Source organism: Martinezella lusitana, assembly GCF_016901135.1.
GTDB classification, from domain to species: Bacteria; Pseudomonadota; Alphaproteobacteria; order Rhizobiales; family Rhizobiaceae; genus Rhizobium; species Rhizobium lusitanum_D.
Genome location: NZ_JAFEVL010000073.1, coordinates 232,806 through 252,716 on the forward strand (window position 1 = coordinate 232,806; position 19,911 = coordinate 252,716).

At 60.2% G+C, this 19,911-nt stretch carries 18 protein-coding genes; 17 read left to right on the forward strand and 1 reads right to left on the reverse strand.

Annotated elements, in window-relative coordinates:
• Positions 1-4: 4 nt before the first annotated feature.
• The 17 genes from nuoF to JTP94_RS30860 all read left to right on the forward strand — a co-directional run bounded on the left by nuoF (position 5) and on the right by JTP94_RS30860 (position 19,403).
• Positions 5-1,309 (forward strand): NADH-quinone oxidoreductase subunit NuoF, encoded by a 1,305-nt coding sequence (nuoF, locus tag JTP94_RS30780; protein WP_034507526.1) that lies wholly within the window; start codon positions 5-7, stop codon positions 1,307-1,309.
• An 8-nt stretch (positions 1,310-1,317) separates the two neighbouring features.
• The gene (locus JTP94_RS30785; RefSeq protein WP_204854189.1) at positions 1,318-2,055 is read left to right on the forward strand and encodes a 5' DNA nuclease; all 738 of its coding nucleotides are present in this window, start codon (positions 1,318-1,320) and stop codon (positions 2,053-2,055) included.
• Positions 2,056-2,298: 243 nt separating this feature from the next.
• Entirely contained in the window at positions 2,299-4,380 is a 2,082-nt protein-coding gene (nuoG, locus tag JTP94_RS30790; protein WP_204854190.1) for an NADH-quinone oxidoreductase subunit NuoG, read from the forward strand.
• A 12-nt stretch (positions 4,381-4,392) separates the two neighbouring features.
• Complete coding sequence (gene nuoH / locus JTP94_RS30795; RefSeq protein ID WP_204854191.1) at positions 4,393-5,436, forward strand: NADH-quinone oxidoreductase subunit NuoH; 1,044 nt, start codon at positions 4,393-4,395, stop codon at positions 5,434-5,436.
• Between the two features lie 40 nt (positions 5,437-5,476).
• Positions 5,477-5,968 carry an NADH-quinone oxidoreductase subunit NuoI gene (gene nuoI, locus JTP94_RS30800; protein WP_034507517.1) on the forward strand — a complete coding sequence of 164 codons (492 nt, stop codon included), beginning with the start codon at positions 5,477-5,479 and terminating at the stop codon, positions 5,966-5,968.
• Between the two features lie 150 nt (positions 5,969-6,118).
• On the forward strand, positions 6,119-6,733 hold the full coding sequence (locus tag JTP94_RS30805) for an NADH-quinone oxidoreductase subunit J (RefSeq protein WP_037194252.1): 615 nt from the start codon (positions 6,119-6,121) through the stop codon (positions 6,731-6,733).
• 31 nt (positions 6,734-6,764) lie between these two features.
• Entirely contained in the window at positions 6,765-7,073 is a 309-nt protein-coding gene (gene nuoK / locus JTP94_RS30810; protein WP_034507513.1) for an NADH-quinone oxidoreductase subunit NuoK, read from the forward strand.
• 7 nt (positions 7,074-7,080) lie between these two features.
• Positions 7,081-9,075 carry an NADH-quinone oxidoreductase subunit L gene (nuoL, locus tag JTP94_RS30815; RefSeq protein ID WP_204854192.1) on the forward strand — a complete coding sequence of 665 codons (1,995 nt, stop codon included), beginning with the start codon at positions 7,081-7,083 and terminating at the stop codon, positions 9,073-9,075.
• Positions 9,075-10,586 carry an NADH-quinone oxidoreductase subunit M gene (locus JTP94_RS30820; protein WP_204854193.1) on the forward strand — a complete coding sequence of 504 codons (1,512 nt, stop codon included), beginning with the start codon at positions 9,075-9,077 and terminating at the stop codon, positions 10,584-10,586. The genes nuoL and JTP94_RS30820 overlap by 1 nt, the downstream gene beginning before the upstream one ends.
• Positions 10,587-10,604: 18 nt before the next feature.
• Positions 10,605-12,047, forward strand: coding sequence for an NADH-quinone oxidoreductase subunit NuoN (nuoN, locus tag JTP94_RS30825; protein ID WP_034507506.1), 1,443 nt, complete (start codon positions 10,605-10,607; stop codon positions 12,045-12,047).
• Complete coding sequence (locus tag JTP94_RS30830) at positions 12,047-12,811, forward strand: biotin--[acetyl-CoA-carboxylase] ligase (RefSeq protein WP_204854194.1); 765 nt, start codon at positions 12,047-12,049, stop codon at positions 12,809-12,811. The genes nuoN and JTP94_RS30830 overlap by 1 nt, the downstream gene beginning before the upstream one ends.
• 14 nt (positions 12,812-12,825) lie before the next feature.
• Positions 12,826-14,499 carry a ribonuclease J gene (locus JTP94_RS30835; protein WP_204854195.1) on the forward strand — a complete coding sequence of 558 codons (1,674 nt, stop codon included), beginning with the start codon at positions 12,826-12,828 and terminating at the stop codon, positions 14,497-14,499.
• Between the two features lie 31 nt (positions 14,500-14,530).
• Positions 14,531-14,935, forward strand: coding sequence for a methylmalonyl-CoA epimerase (gene mce / locus JTP94_RS30840; protein ID WP_204854196.1), 405 nt, complete (start codon positions 14,531-14,533; stop codon positions 14,933-14,935).
• Between the two features lie 98 nt (positions 14,936-15,033).
• On the forward strand, positions 15,034-15,312 hold the full coding sequence (locus JTP94_RS30845; protein WP_204854197.1) for a DUF1467 family protein: 279 nt from the start codon (positions 15,034-15,036) through the stop codon (positions 15,310-15,312).
• 622 nt (positions 15,313-15,934) lie between these two features.
• On the forward strand, positions 15,935-17,257 hold the full coding sequence (gene proS, locus JTP94_RS30850; RefSeq protein ID WP_204854198.1) for a proline--tRNA ligase: 1,323 nt from the start codon (positions 15,935-15,937) through the stop codon (positions 17,255-17,257).
• Between the two features lie 137 nt (positions 17,258-17,394).
• Positions 17,395-18,705 (forward strand): lipoprotein-releasing ABC transporter permease subunit, encoded by a 1,311-nt coding sequence (locus JTP94_RS30855; RefSeq protein WP_204854199.1) that lies wholly within the window; start codon positions 17,395-17,397, stop codon positions 18,703-18,705.
• Between the two features lie 14 nt (positions 18,706-18,719).
• Positions 18,720-19,403 carry an ABC transporter ATP-binding protein gene (locus tag JTP94_RS30860; RefSeq protein ID WP_037194272.1) on the forward strand — a complete coding sequence of 228 codons (684 nt, stop codon included), beginning with the start codon at positions 18,720-18,722 and terminating at the stop codon, positions 19,401-19,403.
• Between the two features lie 7 nt (positions 19,404-19,410).
• Here the strand turns inward: JTP94_RS30860 and JTP94_RS30865 are convergent, their stop codons facing one another.
• Positions 19,411-19,878 (reverse strand): DUF5680 domain-containing protein, encoded by a 468-nt coding sequence (locus tag JTP94_RS30865; RefSeq protein WP_204854200.1) that lies wholly within the window; start codon positions 19,876-19,878, stop codon positions 19,411-19,413.
• Between the last annotated feature and the right edge of the window lie 33 nt (positions 19,879-19,911).

Genomic DNA, 19,911 nt, shown 5'->3' on the forward strand with positions numbered 1-19,911 from the left:
AAGCATGTTACAAGATCAAGATCGCATCTTTACCAATATCTACGGCCACAAGGACAAGTCCCTGAAGGGCGCGATGTCGCGCGGCCATTGGGATGGGACCAAGCAGATCCTCGAAAAGGGTCGTGACTGGATCATCAACGAGATGAAGGCTTCCGGCCTTCGCGGTCGCGGCGGCGCAGGCTTCCCGACCGGCCTCAAGTGGTCCTTCATGCCGAAGGAAAGCGACGGCCGTCCGCACTATCTCGTCGTCAATGCCGACGAGTCCGAGCCGGGCACCTGCAAAGACCGCGACATCATGCGTCACGATCCGCATACGCTGATCGAAGGCTGCGTCATCGCCGGTTTCGCCATGGGCGCAAACACTGCTTACATCTACGTTCGCGGCGAATACATGCGCGAACGGGAAGCCCTGCAGGCGGCAATCGACGAATGCTACGATGCCGGACTTCTGGGCAAAAACAATAAGCTCGGCTGGGATTATGATGTTTATGTTCATCACGGTGCCGGCGCTTACATCTGCGGCGAGGAAACCGCGCTGCTCGAAAGCCTGGAAGGCAAGAAGGGCCAGCCGCGCCTGAAGCCGCCTTTCCCGGCCAATATGGGTCTCTACGGCTGCCCGACCACCGTCAATAACGTCGAGTCGATTGCGGTTGCTCCGACGATCCTGCGTCGCGGCGCGGGCTGGTTCTCCTCCTTCGGCCGTCCGAACAATGTCGGCACGAAGCTGTTCATGCTGTCCGGTCACGTCAATCGCCCGTGCACGGTCGAGGAGACGATGGGCATCACCTTCCGCGAGCTGGTCGACAAGCATGCCGGCGGCATTCGCGGCGGCTGGGACAATCTGCTGGCCGTCATTCCCGGCGGCGCATCGTGCCCGGTGGTTCCGGCGGCTGACATCATCGACTGCCCGATGGATTTCGACGGCCTGCGCGATGTCAAGTCGTCCTTCGGCACGGCGGCGGCGATCGTCATGGATAAGTCGACCGACATCATCAAGGCGATTGCCCGCATCTCGGCCTTCTTCAAGCATGAAAGCTGCGGCCAGTGTACGCCGTGCCGCGAAGGAACGGGCTGGATGTGGCGTGTTCTGGAGCGCATGGAGCGCGGCAACGCGCAGAAGCGCGAAATCGACATGCTGTTTCAGGTGACGAAGCAGATCGAAGGTCATACTATCTGCGCGCTCGGTGACGCAGCTGCATGGCCGGTGCAGGGCCTGATCCGCAACTTCCGTCCCGAGATCGAAAAGCGCATCGACCAGTATACGGCCAATGCGACGAGCCACGGCGCGGTGCTGGAAGCCGCCGAGTAAGGATTGTCATGGCGAAGACCAAGGATATCAAGCAGGACAGCGGAGCGGCCGATGCATCGGCCGATCTCGGCCGCGTTGCTGCCGATATGCTGCGGAACGCGCCGGTCATGCCGATCCATCCGCTGATGGCCCATCCGGCGGCGGTGTTCGCCGCTGCGGCCGCCATCGGGTTCGGGTTCACGTCGCAGATCGCCGGCGCGTTCTTCGGTGCGCTGCAGGGCGCTGTCGAAGCGGCGAGCAAAGGTTCTGCCGCGCCGGACGAAAAGGATGATGCCGTCGCCGAAGAAAAGCCGGTGGCAAAGAAGGCTGGGGCAGGGGAAGCGAAGCCGGTAAAGGCATCGCCCGCCGCCAAACCTGCCGCTACAAAGCTTGCCGCTGCAAAGCCGGCAGCCGTGAAGAAGGTCGAGCCGAAGCCGGCTGCGGTGAAGGCCGCACCAGCCAAGGCGGTGGCCAAGACGAAAGCCAAGATCACCGTGGTGGAGCCGGTCGCGGCCAAGCCCGTGGCGAGCCCTGTGCGCAGCCGCAAGGCTGCCGTGAAGGCTGACGACCTGAAGCGGATATCCGGCGTCGGTCCGAAGCTGGAACAGGTGTTGAACGGACGCGGCATCCAGCGTTTTGCCGATATCGCCGCCTGGAGCGATGCGGATATCGAGCGGATCGACGTGGAGCTTGGGTTCGACGGCCGCATCCGGCGCGACGACTGGGTCAGCCAGGCGAAGGCGCTTGTGCCGAAAGGGCGGAGTTAAGATTTTTCCCCGGCTGTTTCTGGCGGGCGGGGAGGTAAATGAAGGCGGTGGAAATGTTGCGGGCGCGATCCCCGATGTTTCGGCCGGCGCGCTGGTCTTGCGGGGACAAGATTGGGCAAAGCGTATTGTGAGCAAACCGGTGCCACGCGGTTTCGTGCCGTGCCGGTGGCAAGCTGGTCTTGCGATTATGAAATTGTCCGCGGCCAGGTTCGGCGGCAGACGTGACATAGGACTGAGTGGACGATGGCTAAACTGAAGATTGACGGTAAAGAGATCGAAGTTCCGGATCACTACACGCTTATCCAGGCGTGCGAGGAAGCCGGCGCCGAAGTCCCGCGCTTCTGCTTCCATGAACGACTGTCGGTGGCCGGCAATTGCCGCATGTGCCTCGTCGAGGTCAAGGGTGGCCCGCCGAAGCCGCAGGCTTCCTGCGCCATGGGCGTGCGCGATATTCGCGGCGGCCCGAACGGCGAGCTTCCGGAAGTCTTCACCAACACGCCGATGGTCAAGAAGGCCCGCGAAGGCGTGATGGAATTCCTGCTGATCAACCATCCGCTGGATTGCCCGATCTGCGACCAGGGCGGCGAATGCGACCTGCAGGACCAGGCCATGGCCTTCGGCATCGACAGCTCGCGCTATCAGGAAGACAAGCGCGCCGTCGAGGACAAGTATATCGGCCCGCTCGTCAAGACCGTCATGAACCGCTGCATCCACTGCACGCGCTGCGTCCGCTTCACGACGGAAGTTGCGGGCATTTCCGAGCTCGGCCTGATCGGCCGCGGCGAAGATGCCGAGATCACCACCTATCTCGAGCAGGCGATGACCTCCGAGTTGCAGGGCAACGTCGTCGACCTTTGCCCGGTCGGCGCGCTGACCTCGAAGCCCTTCGCCTTCACCGCCCGCCCGTGGGAGCTGAACAAGACCGAATCGATCGACGTCATGGACGCGCTTGGCTCCGCCATTCGCGTCGATACCCGCGGCCGCGAAGTCATGCGCGTGCTGCCGCGCGTCAACGAGCAGATCAATGAAGAGTGGATCTCCGACAAGACCCGCTTCATTTGGGACGGCCTGAAGACGCAGCGCCTCGACAAGCCTTACGTCCGCAAGGACGGCCGCCTGCAGCCGGCGACCTGGGGCGATGCCTTTGCCGCCATCAAGTCGGCCGTTTCAGCCACGAGCGGCGACAAGATCGGCGCCATTGCCGGCGATCTCGCTTCCGTCGAGGAAATGTATGCTCTGTCCGAACTGCTGAAATCGCTCGGGTCGGAAAATCTCGACTGTCGCCAGGACGGGACGGCGCTTGATCCGTCGTTCGGCCGCGCAAGCTACATCTTCAGCCCGAGCATCGAAGGCATCGAAGCCGCCGATGCGCTGCTGATGATCGGCACCAATCCGCGCTTCGAGGCGGCGGTGATGAACTCGCGCATCCGCAAGCGCTGGCGCCGGGGCAAGTTCCCGATCGGCGTGATCGGCGAACATGCGGACCTGCGCTACTCCTACGATTATCTCGGCGCCGGTCCGGAGACGCTGGCCGATATCGTCAGCGGTTCGCATAGCTTCGCCGACGTTTTGAAGAACGCTCAGAAGCCGATGATCATCATCGGCCAGGGCGCGCTGATCCGCGAAGACGGCGCAGCGGTGCTGGCAAATGCGGCCAAGCTCGCCGCAGCCGTCGGTGTCGTCAAGGACGGCTGGAACGGTTTCGCCGTGCTGCACACGGCAGCGTCGCGCGTCGGCGGCCTCGATCTCGGCTTCGTGCCGGGCGCAAAGGGCGTCAATGCGGCTGCCATGCTGTCGTCGATGGACGTGCTCTTCCTGCTTGGCGCCGATGAGCTCGATTTCAGCCGCAAGGGCGCGAAGTTCATCGTCTACATCGGCTCGCATGGCGACGAGGGCGCTCAGAACGCCGACGTCATCCTTCCGGCTGCGACCTACACCGAAAAGTCGGGTACCTGGGTCAACACCGAAGGCCGCGTCCAGATGGGCAACCGGGCCGGTTTCGCGCCGGGCGATGCCCGCGAGGACTGGGCTGTCATCCGCGCTCTTTCCGATGTGCTCGGCAAGAAGCTTCCCTTTGATTCGCTGAGGGAATTGCGCTCCAAGCTCTATGCAGCCTTCCCGCATTTCGCCGGCGTCGACGAGATTGCCGAAACCGATAGCGCCCAAATTGTCGCACTCGGGAAAAAAGCCGCTGTGATGGGCAAATCGGCGTTTGCTTCGCCGATCAAAGACTTCTATTTGACGAACCCGATAGCACGCGCCTCGGCTGTCATGGCTGAGTGCTCGGCATTGGCCCGCAACAACTTCCAGGCTGCGGCAGAGTAAGGGCAGAGGACTATGGATTCATTCGTTTCGACCTATCTCTGGCCGGCGCTGATCATGATCGGCCAGTCTCTGCTGCTGCTGGTTTGCCTGCTGATCTTCATTGCCTATATCCTTCTTGCCGACCGCAAGATCTGGGCGGCGGTTCAGCTGCGTCGCGGTCCGAACGTCGTCGGCCCCTTCGGCCTGTTTCAGTCCTTCGCCGACCTCCTGAAGTTCATGGTCAAGGAGCCGATCATTCCGGCGGGCGCCAACAAGACCGTGTTCCTGCTGGCACCGCTGGTTTCCGTGGTGCTGGCACTGTCCACCTGGGCCGTCGTGCCGGTGGCTCAGCACTGGGTCATCGCCGATATCAACGTCGGCATTCTCTACATTCTGGCGATCTCGTCGCTTGAAGTGTACGGCATCATCATGGGCGGCTGGGCTTCGAACTCGAAGTATCCGTTCCTCGGCGCGCTGCGCTCGGCAGCGCAGATGGTGTCCTACGAAGTCTCGATCGGCCTTGTCATCGTCACCGTGCTGCTTTGCGTCGGTTCGCTGAACCTCACGGATATCGTGCTCTCGCAGCAGACGGGCCTCGGAACCAAGCTCGGCCTGCCGGCGTCGTTCCTCGACTGGCACTGGCTGTCGCTGTTCCCGATGTTCATCGTGTTCTTCATCTCGGCGCTGGCAGAAACAAACCGTCCACCCTTCGATCTTCCGGAAGCGGAATCGGAGCTGGTTGCCGGCTTCATGGTCGAATACGGTTCCTCCCCATACATGATGTTCATGCTTGGCGAATATGCCGCCGTCGTTCTCATGTGCTCGCTGACGACAATCCTCTTCCTCGGTGGCTGGCTGCCTCCGGTGGATATCTGGATCCTCAACTGGGTTCCGGGCATCATCTGGTTCCTGCTGAAGTCGTGCCTCGTCTTCTTCATGTTCGCTATGGTGAAGGCTTTCGTGCCACGCTACCGCTACGACCAGCTCATGCGCCTCGGCTGGAAGGTGTTCCTGCCGCTGTCGCTCGCCATGGTCGTTATCGTTGCATTCGTGCTGAAGCTGACGGGATGGGCATGATCATGTCGATCCTCGCTTCAAGCAGATTTGGAGATTGAAGATGGCCGGAATTTCCAACGCCGTCAGCTCGCTGTTCCTCAAGGAATTTGTCGGCGCGTTCTTTTTGTCGATGCGTTACTTCTTCAAGCAGAAGGCGACGATCAATTATCCGTTCGAAAAGGGGCCGGTCAGCCCGCGCTTCCGTGGCGAGCATGCGCTGCGCCGCTATCCGAACGGTGAAGAGCGCTGCATCGCCTGCAAGCTTTGCGAAGCCATCTGTCCTGCCCAGGCCATCACGATCGAGGCCGGGCCGCGCCGCAACGACGGCACCCGCCGCACGGTGCGTTACGACATCGACATGGTGAAGTGCATCTATTGCGGCTTTTGCCAGGAAGCATGCCCGGTTGACGCCATCGTCGAAGGGCCGAACTTCGAATTCGCCACCGAAACCCGCGAAGAGCTCTACTTCGACAAGGCGCGGCTTTTGGAAAACGGTGACCGCTGGGAACGCGAGATCGCGCACAACATCGCGATTGATTCGCCCTACCGCTAAGCGGTGTTTTGAATATGCCGCGACGACCGGCCAAGGTTGTCGTCGTCGCGGTTGAATATAGACCGGGGCTTTGCCGGACGAATGTCAGGCTGAGCTCCATCGGGCAGGGATACTCCCGGCTGCCCGGGGGAAGACGAAAAAGGCACCAACATGGGTCTGCAGGCTCTTTTTTTCTACATCTTCGCCTTTGTCGCGGTGGCGTCGGCGTTCATGGTTATCTCGGCGCGGAATCCGGTCCATTCGGTCCTGTTCCTCATCCTGGTTTTCTTCAACGCGGCCGGCCTCTTCCTGTTGTTGGGGGCTGAATTCCTGGCGATGATCCTGCTGGTCGTCTATGTCGGCGCCGTGGCGGTTCTCTTCCTGTTCGTCGTGATGATGCTCGATATCGATTTCTCCGAGCTCAGGGCCGGCATTCTGGAATATGCACCGATCGGCGCATTGATCGGCGTCATCCTTGCCGCCGAGCTCATCGTTGTTGTCGGCGGCAGCGTGATCTCGCCTCAGATCGCCAAGACGGTCGCCATGCCGATCCCGGCCGTGACCGAGCGGACGAACACGGCCGCCCTCGGCGACGTGCTCTATACCAACTACGTTTACTTCTTCGAAATCGCCGGCCTTGTGCTTCTCGTCGCGATGATCGGTGCGATCGTGTTGACGCTGAAGCATCGCACGCACATCAAGCGCCAGAATATTTCCCAACAGGTCGCCCGCACGCCCGCGACCGCCGTCGAGGTGGTCAAGGTCAAGCCGGGGCAGGGCGTCTGAGACGGGGCACGAGGATCAAAGGAACAAGAACATGGTCATTGGACTTTCCCACTACCTGACGGTCAGCGCCATTCTCTTCGTGCTCGGCGTCTTCGGTATTTTTCTCAACCGTAAGAATGTCATCATCATCTTGATGTCCGTCGAACTCATACTGCTCGCGGTCAACATCAACATGGTCGCCTTCTCGTCGTTCCTCAACGACATCGTCGGCCAGGTCTTCGCTCTGTTCATTTTGACCGTCGCCGCCGCCGAGGCTGCCATCGGTCTTGCAATTCTCGTCGTCTTCTACCGTAACCGCGGCTCCATCGCCGTTGAAGACGTCAACATGATGAAGGGCTGATACAGCTATGTTTTTATATAAGGCTATCGTCTTTCTTCCTCTGATCGGCGCGATCATCGCCGGCCTTTTCGGCCGTGCCATCGGCGCCAAGGCTTCGGAATATATCACCACCGGCCTGATGATTATTGCCGCGATCCTGTCCTGGGTCGCCTTCTTCACGGTGGCGCTCGGTCATACCGACGGCCCGATCAAGGTCGAGGTGCTGCGCTGGATCCAGTCCGGCGGCATCGACGCGTCCTGGTCGCTGCGCATCGATACGCTGACATCGGTGATGCTGATCGTCGTGAACACGGTTTCGACCCTCGTTCACGTCTATTCGATCGGATACATGCATCACGATCCGCATCGTCCGCGCTTCTTCGCATATCTCTCGCTCTTCACCTTCGCCATGCTGATGCTGGTGACGTCGGACAACCTCGCTCAGATGTTCTTCGGCTGGGAAGGCGTCGGTCTGGCCTCCTATCTGCTGATCGGCTTCTGGTTCACGAAGCCGTCCGCATCGGCAGCTGCGATTAAGGCCTTCGTTGTCAACCGTGTCGGCGACTTCGGTTTCGTGCTCGGCATTGCCGGCGTCTTCGCTCTCTTCGGCTCGATCAATTTCGATGTGATCTTTGGCAATGCGCAGAGCTTCGCCGCGAGCCAGGGTGGCCAGCCGGGCGATATCGTGCTCAACCTCTTCGGCATGCAGCTTGATCGTGCGCATGCGTTGACCGGCGTCTGCCTGCTGCTCTTCATGGGGGCGATGGGTAAGTCGGCGCAGTTCATGCTGCACACCTGGCTGCCGGACGCCATGGAAGGCCCGACCCCAGTCTCCGCGCTCATCCATGCCGCAACCATGGTCACCGCCGGCGTCTTCCTCGTCGCCCGCATGTCGCCGATCTTCGAACTCTCGCCGGATGCGCTGACCTTCGTCACCATCATCGGCGCAATCACGGCCTTTTTCGCTGCAACGGTCGGCCTCGTGCAGAACGATATCAAGCGCGTCATCGCCTACTCGACCTGTTCGCAGCTTGGCTACATGTTCGTTGCCCTCGGCGTCGGCGCCTATGGCGCTGCCATCTTCCACCTGTTCACGCACGCCTTCTTCAAGGCTCTGCTGTTCCTCTGCGCCGGTTCGGTCATCCATGCCGTCGACGGCGAGCAGGATATGCGTCACATGGGTGGCCTTCGTCCGCATATCAACAAGACCTTCTGGATGATGATTATCGGAACGGTGGCGATCACCGGCGTCGGCATTCCCTTCACCCATTTCGGTTTTGCCGGCTTTATTTCGAAGGACGCGATCATCGAGGCTGCCTATGCTTCGCACAGCTCGGTCGCCGGCTTCGCCTTCACGCTCTTGGTCATCGCAGCGCTGTTCACCAGCTTCTACTCCTGGCGCCTGATCTTCATGACCTTCTTTGGCAAGCCTCGCGCTTCGCACGAGGTCATGCATCACGTGCATGAATCGCCGAACGTTATGCTGATCCCGCTCTACCTGCTGGCGCTTGGGGCTGTCCTCGCCGGCATGGTCTTCAGAAGCGATTTCGTCGGCGAGGCCTATGGCGAGTTCTGGAAGACTGCGCTGTTCACATTGCCTGCGAACCATATCTTCGAAGAAATGGAACATGTTCCGGCTTGGGTGAGCATCAGCCCGTTCATCGCCATGGTGCTCGGTTTCGTGACCGCCTGGTATATGTACATCAGGTCGCCGGAGACGCCGCGCAAGCTCGCCCAGCAGCAGCGCGTGCTCTACGAGTTCCTCTTGAACAAGTGGTACTTCGACGAGCTCTATGACTTCCTCTTCGTTCGCACCGCCAAGGCGCTCGGCCGCTTCCTCTGGAAGAAGGGCGACATCGGGGTCATCGACACCATCGGCCCGAACGGCGTCGCCGCCCGCGTCGTCGATGTCACCAACCGCGTCGTGCGCCTGCAGACCGGCTATCTCTATCACTATGCCTTCGCGATGCTGCTCGGTATTGCAGCCCTCGTTACCTGGATGATGCTCGGGAGTTCCCTCTGATGACCGATTGGCCTATTCTTTCAACGGTCACGTTCCTGCCGCTCGTGGGTGTCCTTCTCCTGCTGTTCACGCGGGAAGATGGACCCAACGGTCGCCGCAACATCCTGAACATCTCTCTGGCGACGACGGTCTTCACCTTCATCGTGTCGCTCTTCGTTTGGATCTGGTTCGACAATGCCAATCCGGGCTTCCAGATGATCGAGAAGCATGATTGGCTGACCAGCGGCATCAGCTATCACATGGGTGTCGATGGCATCTCGATGCTGTTCGTCATCCTGTCGACCTTCCTGATGCCCTTCTGCGTGCTGGCAAGCTGGCTCTCGGTCGAGAAGCGGCTGAAGGACTACATGATCGCCTTCCTCGTCCTCGAGACGATGATGGTCGGCGTTTTCGTGTCGCTGGATATCGTGCTGTTCTACGTCTTCTTCGAAGCCGGCCTCATTCCGATGTTCCTGATCATCGGCGTCTGGGGCGGCAAGGATCGCGTCTACGCCAGCTACAAGTTCTTCCTCTACACGCTGCTCGGCTCGGTGCTGATGCTGCTGGCCATCATGGCGATGTACTGGCAGGCCGGTACGACTGACATCCCGTCGCTGCTCGCCTACAAGTTCCCGCCGCAGCTGCAGACGTGGTTATGGCTTGCCTTCTTTGCCTCCTTCGCGGTGAAGATGCCGATGTGGCCGGTCCATACGTGGTTGCCTGACGCCCACGTTCAGGCGCCGACGGCGGGCTCGGTCATCCTGGCCGGTATCCTTCTGAAGCTCGGCGGCTATGGTCTCATCCGCTTCTCGCTCGGCATGTTCCCGAATGCGTCGGAATACTTCGCGCCGTTCGTCTTCGCCCTGTCGGTCATCGCCATCATCTACACCTCGCTGGTGGCGCTGATGCAGGAAGACATCAAGAAGCTGATCGCCTATTCCTCGGTCGCCCACATGGGCTACGTGACGATGGGTATCTTCGCGGCCAACCAGCAGGGCGTCCAGGGCGCGATCTTCCAGATGCTGTCGCATGGCATCGTCTCGGGCGCTCTCTTCCTCTGCGTCGGCGTGATCTACGACCGCACCCATACCCGCGAGATCGCGGCTTATGGCGGCCTGGTCAACAACATGCCGAAATATGCCGTGGCGATGATGGTCTTCACCATGGCCAATGTCGGCCTGCCCGGCACCTCCGGCTTCATCGGTGAATTCCTCACCCTGATCGGCGTCTTCCGCGTCAACACCTGGGTTGCTTTGTTCGCCGCCACTGGTGTGATCCTGTCGGCCGCCTATGCGCTCTGGCTTTACCGTCGCGTCATTTTCGGCGTGCTGGATAAGGAGAACCTGAAGAAGCTGCTGGATCTGTCGCCGCGTGAACAGCTGATCCTTTATCCGCTGATCGCGCTGACGATCCTGTTCGGCGTCTATCCGGCTCCGATCTTCGATGCCACGGCCGCTTCGGTGGATCTGCTGGTAAACAACTATACCGCTGCCCTGCACGCTGCGCAAAACGTTGCGCTGTCGATGAATTGATGACGGGACTTATTCGACATGACTGCTGACACAATTCTTGCAAGCCTGCATCTTTCCATTCCGGAGCTTATCCTCGCGGTCGGTGCGCTTGCGTTGCTCATGATCGGCGTCTTCTCAGGCGAGCGGTCGGGACCCATGGTCACCGGTCTTGCCATCGCGCTTCTTGCGGTGGCCGGTCTCTGGATCATCTTCGTCCCGGGCGAGGGCCTGGCTTATGGCGGCGCCTATCTCGCCGACGGCTTCTCCCGCTTCATGAAGATCGTCGCGCTGGTCGGCTCGATCGTCACCATGTTCATGAGCATGGGGCAGGCGCGCGAGCAGCAGCTCGATCGCTTCGAGTTCCCGGTGCTTCTGCTGCTGGCGACCCTCGGCATCCTGCTGATGATCTCGGCGCATGACCTGATCTCGCTCTACCTGTCGCTGGAACTGCAGTCGCTGGCGCTCTACGTCGTTGCCGCCATCAACCGCGACAACCTGAAGTCGACCGAAGCCGGCCTGAAGTACTTTGTGCTTGGCGCGCTCTCTTCCGGCATGCTGCTCTACGGTATGTCGCTGGTCTACGGCTTCACCGGCCACACAACCTTCGATGCCATTGCCACGGCGCTCAGCGCCGAGACCCGCTCGCTCGGCCTCGTCTTCGGTCTGGTTTTCGTCCTTGCCGGTCTGGCCTTCAAGATCTCCGCCGTGCCGTTCCATATGTGGACGCCGGATGTTTACGAAGGCGCGCCGACGCCGGTCACCGCCTTCTTCGCGGCTGCGCCGAAGGTCGCTGCCATGGCGATCCTGACCCGCATCGTCATCACCGCGTTCCATCCGGTGCTTGCCGACTGGCAGCAGATCATCGTCTTCATCTCGATCGCCTCGATGGTGCTCGGCTCCTTCGCCGCGATCGGTCAGCGCAACTTCAAACGACTGATGGCCTATTCCTCGATCGGTCACATGGGCTATGCGCTGGTCGGCCTTGCCGCCGGCACCAAGACCGGCGTATCCGGCGTCATGCTTTACATGGTCATCTACATGGTCATGACCCTCGGTACCTTTGCCATCATCATGGCGATGCGCCGCAAGGACGGCCGTCAGGTTGAGAATGTCGATGATCTCGCCGGTCTTTCGACGACCAACCCCTTCATGGCCGTCGTGCTGACGGCACTGATGTTCTCGCTGGCCGGCATTCCGCCGCTGGCAGGCTTCTTCGGAAAGTACTTCGTTTTCGTCGCAGCGATCCAGGCGCATCTCTATGCGCTCGCCATCATCGGTGTTCTCTCCTCGGTCGTTGGCGCCTACTACTATCTGCGCGTCATCAAGGTCATGTGGTTTGACGAAGCCAAGGACGAATTCACCCGCACGGCCGGTTCGCTGCGCCTGGTTTTCGGCCTCTCGGGCTTGTTCGTGATCGGCTACGTCCTCTTCGGCGGCGCTATCGGCGGTGCTGCCGATCTGGCTGCCGCGACGCTGTTTTGATGGCGTCTGATATGAATAGCCGGAAGTCGCTCGCCGACTTCCGGCATGATGCCCTTTCAGAGACAAGTTCCACCAACAGCGAGTGCCTGGAACGGGCACGTGCGGGCGATCGCGGAAACCTTTGGGTCACCGCCGAACGTCAGACCGGTGGACGTGGTCGCCGCGGCCGCCCCTGGGTATCCGAGCGCGGTAATCTCTATGCATCTCTTCTGTTGATCGATCCTGCTCCGATGGACCGTCTCGGCTCCCTGCCGCTTGCAGTCGCAATTGCCGTGCATCAGGCGGTGCGCAGCGTGCTGCCGCTGGCCGCCGAACCGGTCGAGATCAAGTGGCCGAACGATATCCTGATCGGCCGCAAGAAGACCTGCGGTATCCTGCTCGAGGGCGAGGCCTTGCCCGATGGGCGCTATGCGCTTGTCATCGGTATCGGCATCAACGTCGCCGTTATGCCCGACAATCCGATGTATCCGGTCACCTGCCTGCGACAGCAGGGCTCGATGGTCTCGCCTGATGAATTGTTTGCCCATCTCTATGCGGCGATGGCCGAAGCCCTTGATATTTGGAACAGCGGCAAGGGCATTCGGGAGGTCACGGCTCGCTGGCGCGAGGCGGCCTGTGGCGTCGGTGAAAAGATCACGGTGAACTTGCCGGACAAGTCGATTTTAGGCCATTTCGTCGGAATCGATGATAATGGCTTGTTGATGCTCGAGACCGAAGACGGCAGGACTATGCCGATCGCGGCGGGCGATGTTTTCTTTAGGTAATGGTTGGGAACGAAATGGCGAAACAAGACGAACTGGTGTTTCTGCCACTCGGCGGCGTCGGCGAGATCGGTATGAATCTCGCTCTGTATGGCTATGGTACGCCGGAGCATCGCCAGTGGATCATGGTCGATTGCGGCGTCACGTTTCCTGGACCGGATCTGCCGGGAGTGGATCTGGTGTTGCCGGATATCCGCTTTCTCGCCAAGGAGCGCAAGAACCTCAAGGGCATCATCATTACCCACGCGCATGAGGATCACTACGGCGCGCTGAGCGATCTCTGGCCGGGCCTGAACGTCCCCGTTTATGCCTCGGGCTTTACCGCCGGCCTGCTGGAAGCCAAGCGCGACTATGAAAAGACCATGGGTCAGATCCCGATCACCCCGTTCAAGGCCGGCGACCGCATCAATGTCGGCCCCTTCAGCATCGAAGGCGTCGCCGTCAATCACTCCATTCCCGAGCCGATGTCGCTGATGATCCGCACGCCGCTCGGCAACGTCATTCATACCGGCGATTGGAAGATCGACCACGAGCCTTCGCTCGGGCCGCTCACCGACGAGACCCGCTTCCGGCAGCTGGGCGACGAAGGCGTCCTGGCGCTGATGTGCGATTCCACCAATGCCCTGCGCGATGGCGTCTCGCCCTCGGAAAAGGACGTTTCCGAAAGCCTGCGCAAGATCATCGAGAATGCCGAAGGCCGGGTAGCGATCACCACCTTCTCCTCGAATGTCGGCCGCATCCGCACTGTTGCCGAGGCTGCCGAGGCAGCGGGTCGCGAAGTGCTGCTGTTGGGCAGTTCGCTGAAGCGTGTCGTCGACGTCGCCCGCGATGTCGGTCTCATGGAAGGCATCAAGCCGTTCATTGCCGAGGATGAGTATGGCTATATCCCGCGCGACAAGGTCGTGGTCATCCTGACCGGCAGCCAGGGTGAGCCGCGCGCCGCCCTTGCCAAGCTGGCAAGGGACGAAATGCGCCACGTCGCGCTGGCATCAGGCGATATCGTCGTCTTTTCCTCGCGTGCCATCCCCGGCAACGAGAAGGCCATCCAGGACATCAAGAACGGCCTGATCGAACAGGGTGTGCATGTCGTGACGGATGCCGAAGCGCTCGTGCACGTATCCGGCCATCCCCGGCGCAATGAGCTGCAGAAGATGTATGAGTGGACGCGGCCGAAGGTCGTCGTGCCTGTGCATGGCGAGCCGACGCATCTGAGCGCGCACAAAGAACTGGCCGAACAGTCCGGTATCGCCACCGTGCCGAAGGTTCGCAATGGCGACATATTGCGCCTCGCGCCGGGACCGGTCGAGGTGATCGGCGAGGCGCCGCATGGGCGTATCTTCAAGGACGGCATACTGATTGGCGATTTCGACGAGATGGGCATCGGCGAACGCAAGAAGCTGTCCTATGTCGGCCATGTCGCCGTCAATCTCGTGCTCGATGCCCGTTACGACATCGTCGGCGATCCGGATATCGTGCCGATCGGCCTGCCGGCCTATGATGACGAAGGCGAGGAGATGGAGGACACGCTCTTCGACGCCCTCGTCAGCGCCATCGAGAGCATTCCGCGCGCCCGCCGCAAGGATCTGGCCATGCTGCAGGAGGCAGCCCGTCGTGCCGTGCGCTCCGCCGCCAATCACGGATGGGGAAAGAAGCCTTTCGTAACGGTGTTCGTCACGCGCGCTGCCGGCTGAGACCCGTGATCCGATCGGGGAGGAAAGATCCGTGCTTGGACGCATCAATCACATCGCGCTTGCCGTTCCGGATATAGCCGCCGCTTCGAGAACCTATCGCGAAACACTCGGCGCTAAGGTGTCCGCGCCGCAGGCATTGCCGGAACATGGCGTCACGGTCGTCTTCGTCGAGCTGGCGAACAGCAAGGTCGAACTGCTCGAGCCATTGGGCGAGGCCTCGCCGATCGCCGCTTTCCTCGTGAAGAACCCCGACGGCGGCATGCATCATATCTGTTACGAAGTTGCCGATATCCTTGCGGCACGCGACCAGCTGGTCGCCGCAGGTGCTCGGGTGCTTGGAGATGGCGAGCCGAAGATCGGTGCGCATGGCAAGCAGGTGCTCTTCCTGCACCCGAAGGATTTCTTCGGCACGCTGATCGAGCTCGAGCAAGTGTGACATTAAAGCGCTGGACGGCGCTTTGAAACGCGACTGCTTTGCCCCTATAAGCAACTTGGAAGAGGAAGAGGCGAGCAGGCTCGTCTTAAGGGAGCAGAATGATCCAGCAGATTGTAGCGAGTCTCGCGGTGTATTTCGTCATCTGGTGGATCACGCTTTTTGCGGTCCTTCCATTCGGCCTGCGCACCCAGGCCGAGGACAAACACGTGGTCTTAGGCACTGTCGAAAGCGCACCGACGAAATTCCGCGCCTGGAGAGTGGTGTTCTTCACGACGCTGGTATCGGCCCTCATCTATGGTGCCTGGTATGTCGCCTCGCACTATTTCGGACTGAGCGTCGACTCCATTCCGCGGTTCGTTCCGAACTACGACAAATAACCTATCGGAAATTGTGGTCGGAATTGCCTGGACACCAATCGCCTCGCGATCGCTTTCAATTCGTCACACGCCTGTCATCTTTGTGAAGCAAAGAATCCATGGACGATGGCTGCAATGGGTTGGCGGAGGAGCCTTCTGATGCGTCTGTCGAGGCAGTTGGCAGATAGCTAGCCAAGGCGAAAAGCAAAAAAAAACAAGGCTATAAGCCTTGTTTTAAAGTATCGCGTGATCCTTATCCGTTACCGGGGCAGCGACGAGCGCGCCTAAGATCTGATCCTCCCAAGACTTGACCGCGAAACGGCAAGAATTTAGCCTTCCTGCCTCTTTTGTGAGCTAAAATTAGCTCAAAGATTGAGCTTTGTCATCTATTTTTTTGCTTTTTTGCTACAGTCGCGCAGAATTTTTCTGTTGACGGAATTTCGTCGTAAATCCTTACAAACGTGCGTTTTTTCGAAATCGCAGAAATATGTCACATCGCCCGCATTCGTGGGCGTTTCTCGCATTCCCTACGCGTCGAATGCGGGTTTCCTTCCTGCGCCGAAGCAGTTATGAACTGCCTCCAGTACACAATTTGCTAACGATTCCGCCAGCAGCGGATCGTCAAACCTCTGGAACAAGCGTCATGCGTCTGTCTCGTTACTTCATGCCCATTCTGAAGGAAAATCCTAAAGAGGCTGAAATTGTTTCTCATCGGCTCATGCTGCGTACCGGCATGATCCGCCAGCAGTCGCAAGGCATCTATTCCTGGCTGCCGCTGGGCAAGCGCGTGCTCGACAAGGTCAACAAGATCATCCGCGAGGAGCAGAATCGTTCCGGCGCCATCGAGCTTTTGATGCCGACGCTGCAGTCGGCCGAGCTCTGGCAGGAGAGCGGCCGCTACGACGCCTATGGCAAGGAAATGCTGCGCATCAAGGATCGGCAGGATCGGCCCATGCTTTATGGCCCGACGAACGAGGAGATGATCACCGACATCTTCCGGTCCTACGTCAAGTCCTATAAGGACCTGCCGCTCAATCTCTATCATATCCAGCTGAAATTCCGCGACGAGATCCGTCCGCGCTTCGGCACCATGCGCTCGCGCGAATTCATGATGAAGGACGCCTATTCCTTCGATCTGACGCAGGAAGGCGCCGTGGTTGCCTACAACAAGATGTTTACGGCATATCTGCGCACCTTCGACCGCCTTGGTCTTCGGGCAATTCCCATGCGCGCCGACACCGGCCCCATCGGCGGCGAGCTCAGCCACGAGTTCATCATCCTCGCCGATACCGGCGAATCCGAAGTCTTCTGCCATAAGGATTTCGTCAATTTCGACATTCCGGCGGAAGACACGAACTTCGATGATGCCGCCGGATTGAAGGGCATCTTCGACAAGTGGACGTCGCTTTACGCGGCAACCTCTGAAATGCATGATGAAGCGGCCTTCAACGCCATCCCCGAAGGCGAGCGCCTGTCGGCTCGTGGCATCGAAGTCGGCCATATCTTCTATTTCGGCACGAAATATTCCGAGCCGATGGGTGCGAAGGTGCAGGGTCCCGACGGCAAGGAACATGCTGTCCACATGGGATCTTACGGTATCGGCCCGACACGCCTTGTTCCCGCCATCATCGAAGCATCGCATGACGAGAACGGAATCATCTGGCCTGCTTCGGTTGCGCCGTTTGACGTCGTGGTGATCAACATGAAGGCCGGCGATCAAGCGTGTGACGAGGCTTGCGAAACAGTCTATGCCGCCCTGTCGAAGGCCGGCAAGGATGTGCTGCTTGACGATCGCGATGATCGTGCCGGAACGAAGTTCGCGACGGCGGATCTGATCGGCGTGCCCGTTCAGCTCATCGTCGGGCCGCGTTCGATCGCGAGCGGCGAAGTGGAAGTGAAGGACCGCAAGACCGGTGCTCGCGAGACGATGACGGTCGAAGCGGCCATCAAACGGCTGGCAGGCTGACTAGAGCATGATGCCGAAAAGTGTGGGCGGTTTTCGGACGACATCATGCTCTACCTCTTTGATTCTAGAGCGGATTTAGATTTAGGTCGGATCGACCTAAATCATCCGGCTCTAGCGAAAGACAGGATGGAAGGCGAATGGCGGTGAACGTGGCAGTGGTACAGCAGGAAAATTCGTCCAAGGCCAGCCCATCGTCTCGACCGTTTTCCGGCTTCGAACGGCTTGTCGCCTGGCGCTATCTTCGCTCCCGGCGCAAGGAGGCGTCGATTTCTGTCATCGCCGGCTTCTCGCTGGTCGGCATCATGCTGGGTGTCGCCGCGCTGATCATCGTCATGGCCGTCATGAACGGCTTCCGCGCCGAGCTCTTCAAGCAGATCCTCGGCTTCAACGGTCATGTCGTCGTACAGCCGATCGATTCGCCGCTGAATGATTATGCTGAGCTGGCAAAGAGGTTTGCTGCCGTTCCGGGCGTCACCATGGCCTTGCCGCTCGTCGAGGGCGAAACGCTCGCATCCGGACGCGGCGGCTCGGGCACCGGCGCGCTGGTGCGCGGCATCCGCGCCGAGGATATGACCAAGCTCAAAACCGTTTCCGATCATATCGTCTCCGGCGACATGGTCGGCTTTGCCTCGGGGCAGGGCGTGCTGGTGGGTACGCGCCTTGCGCGGCAGCTTGGCCTGACGGTCGGCGACCAGATCACGCTGACGGCGCCCGATGGCGACGTGACGCCTTTCGGCGTCAATCCGCGCGTCAAGGCCTATACGATCTCGGGCCTCTTCGAGGTCGGCATGTCCGAATATGATTCCTCCGTCGTCTTCATGCCGCTGGAGGAGTCGCAGCTCTTTTTCAACGCCGAGGGCATCGTCGAGAAGATAGAACTCTTCGTCAGCAATCCGGATGACGTCGATGATCTCAGGCCGAAGATCGAGGCTGCCGCGGGCCGGCAAGTGTTCCTGACCGACTGGCGGCAGGTCAACGAGACTTTCTTCTCGGCGCTGCAGGTCGAGCGCAACACCATGTTCATGATCCTGACGCTGATCGTCCTCGTGGCTGCGCTAAATATCATTTCCGGTCTGATCATGCTGGTGAAGGACAAGGGCAGCGATATCGCCATTCTGCGCACCATGGGCGCGACGTCCGGGGCGATCATGCGCATCTTCTTCATGACGGGTGCCGCCATCGGCCTCGTCGGCACATTCGCCGGCGTTCTGCTCGGTGTTCTGGTCTGCCTGAACATCGAGTCCATCCGTCAGTTCTTCTCCTGGATTTCGGGCACGGTGATCTTCAATCCGGAGGTCTACTTCCTCAGCAAGCTGCCGGCCCAGATGAATATGAGCGAGACCGTCTCCGTCGTCGTTATGGCCCTGACGCTGTCTTTCCTTGCCACGATCTTTCCGGCCTGGCGTGCCTCACGGCTCGATCCGGTGCAGGCGCTGCGCTACGAATAAGGAATCCGCATTTGATGAAAGGCAACGTCGTTCTCCAGCTTTCGGGCGTGGAGCGTCATTACGGGCAAGGCGATACCCAGCTATCGATCCTGAAGGGAGCCGATTTCGCCCTGCGCAGTGGCGAGATCGTCGCACTGGTCGCTCCATCAGGCACCGGCAAGTCGACACTCCTGCATGTGGCCGGCCTGCTCGAGCATCCCGATAGCGGCGAAGTGCTGATCAACGGCCAGGCATGCGAAGGCCTGTCCGACGACAAGCGCACGGCTGTTCGTCGCAGCGAGATCGGCTTCGTCTATCAGTTCCATCACCTGCTGCCGGAATTTTCGGCGCTTGAAAACATCATGATGCCGCAGCTGATCTCGGGCCTCTCACGCAAGGAGGCGAGTGAGCGCGCCGCCCAGCTTCTCGATTACATGCGCATCGGCCATCGCGGCGATCATCGCCCGGCCGAATTGTCCGGCGGCGAACAGCAGCGTGTCGCCATTGCTCGCGCCGTCGCCAATGCGCCTCTGGTGCTGCTGGCCGATGAACCGACAGGCAATCTCGATCCCGCAACGGCGCATTATGTCTTCGATGCCCTTGAAGCGCTGGTGCGGCAGTCGGGTCTGGCGGCATTGATCGCCACGCACAATCACGAACTCGCAGTCCGCATGGACCGCCGTGTCACATTGAGCGAAGGCAAGGTGGTCGAGGTCTGATCGCCCGTTACGGAACGATCAGACCGCCGCGATAATCCAGCTCGTAGGCCTTGCGTTCCTTCACCATGATGACCTCGTGACCGATAAAATGGTCGCAGCCGCCGGTGCTGCGATCGACGTAACGGCCGAAGGCGTGCTCGAATTCGAAGCCGCCGAGAAAGCGTTTCTCATCGAGATAGAGCCGCAGCAGCGCGGATTTGATGACCATGCCGGCGCTTCGCCCGTCGATCAGGTCGTGCTCGACGATGCGGCCGAAATAGTTCATCGCCCAGACCGGCTCGTCGTCATGCCAGATCAGCTCCTGCCCGGCGAAATCCGTGCCGCCGAAATAGCTGTCGAGATAGCGCCAGCGGCCATTGGCATAGCCGATGTCATGCGAGCCGCTTCGGCAGGACGGCAGCCTCTCGCCATCTCCGACATAGGTCTCGGCCTTGGCGATGACAATGAAATCGTTCAGCTCGGCAAGATCCGGCATGGCCCTCTCCAATGATGGTGAGCGATCACAATG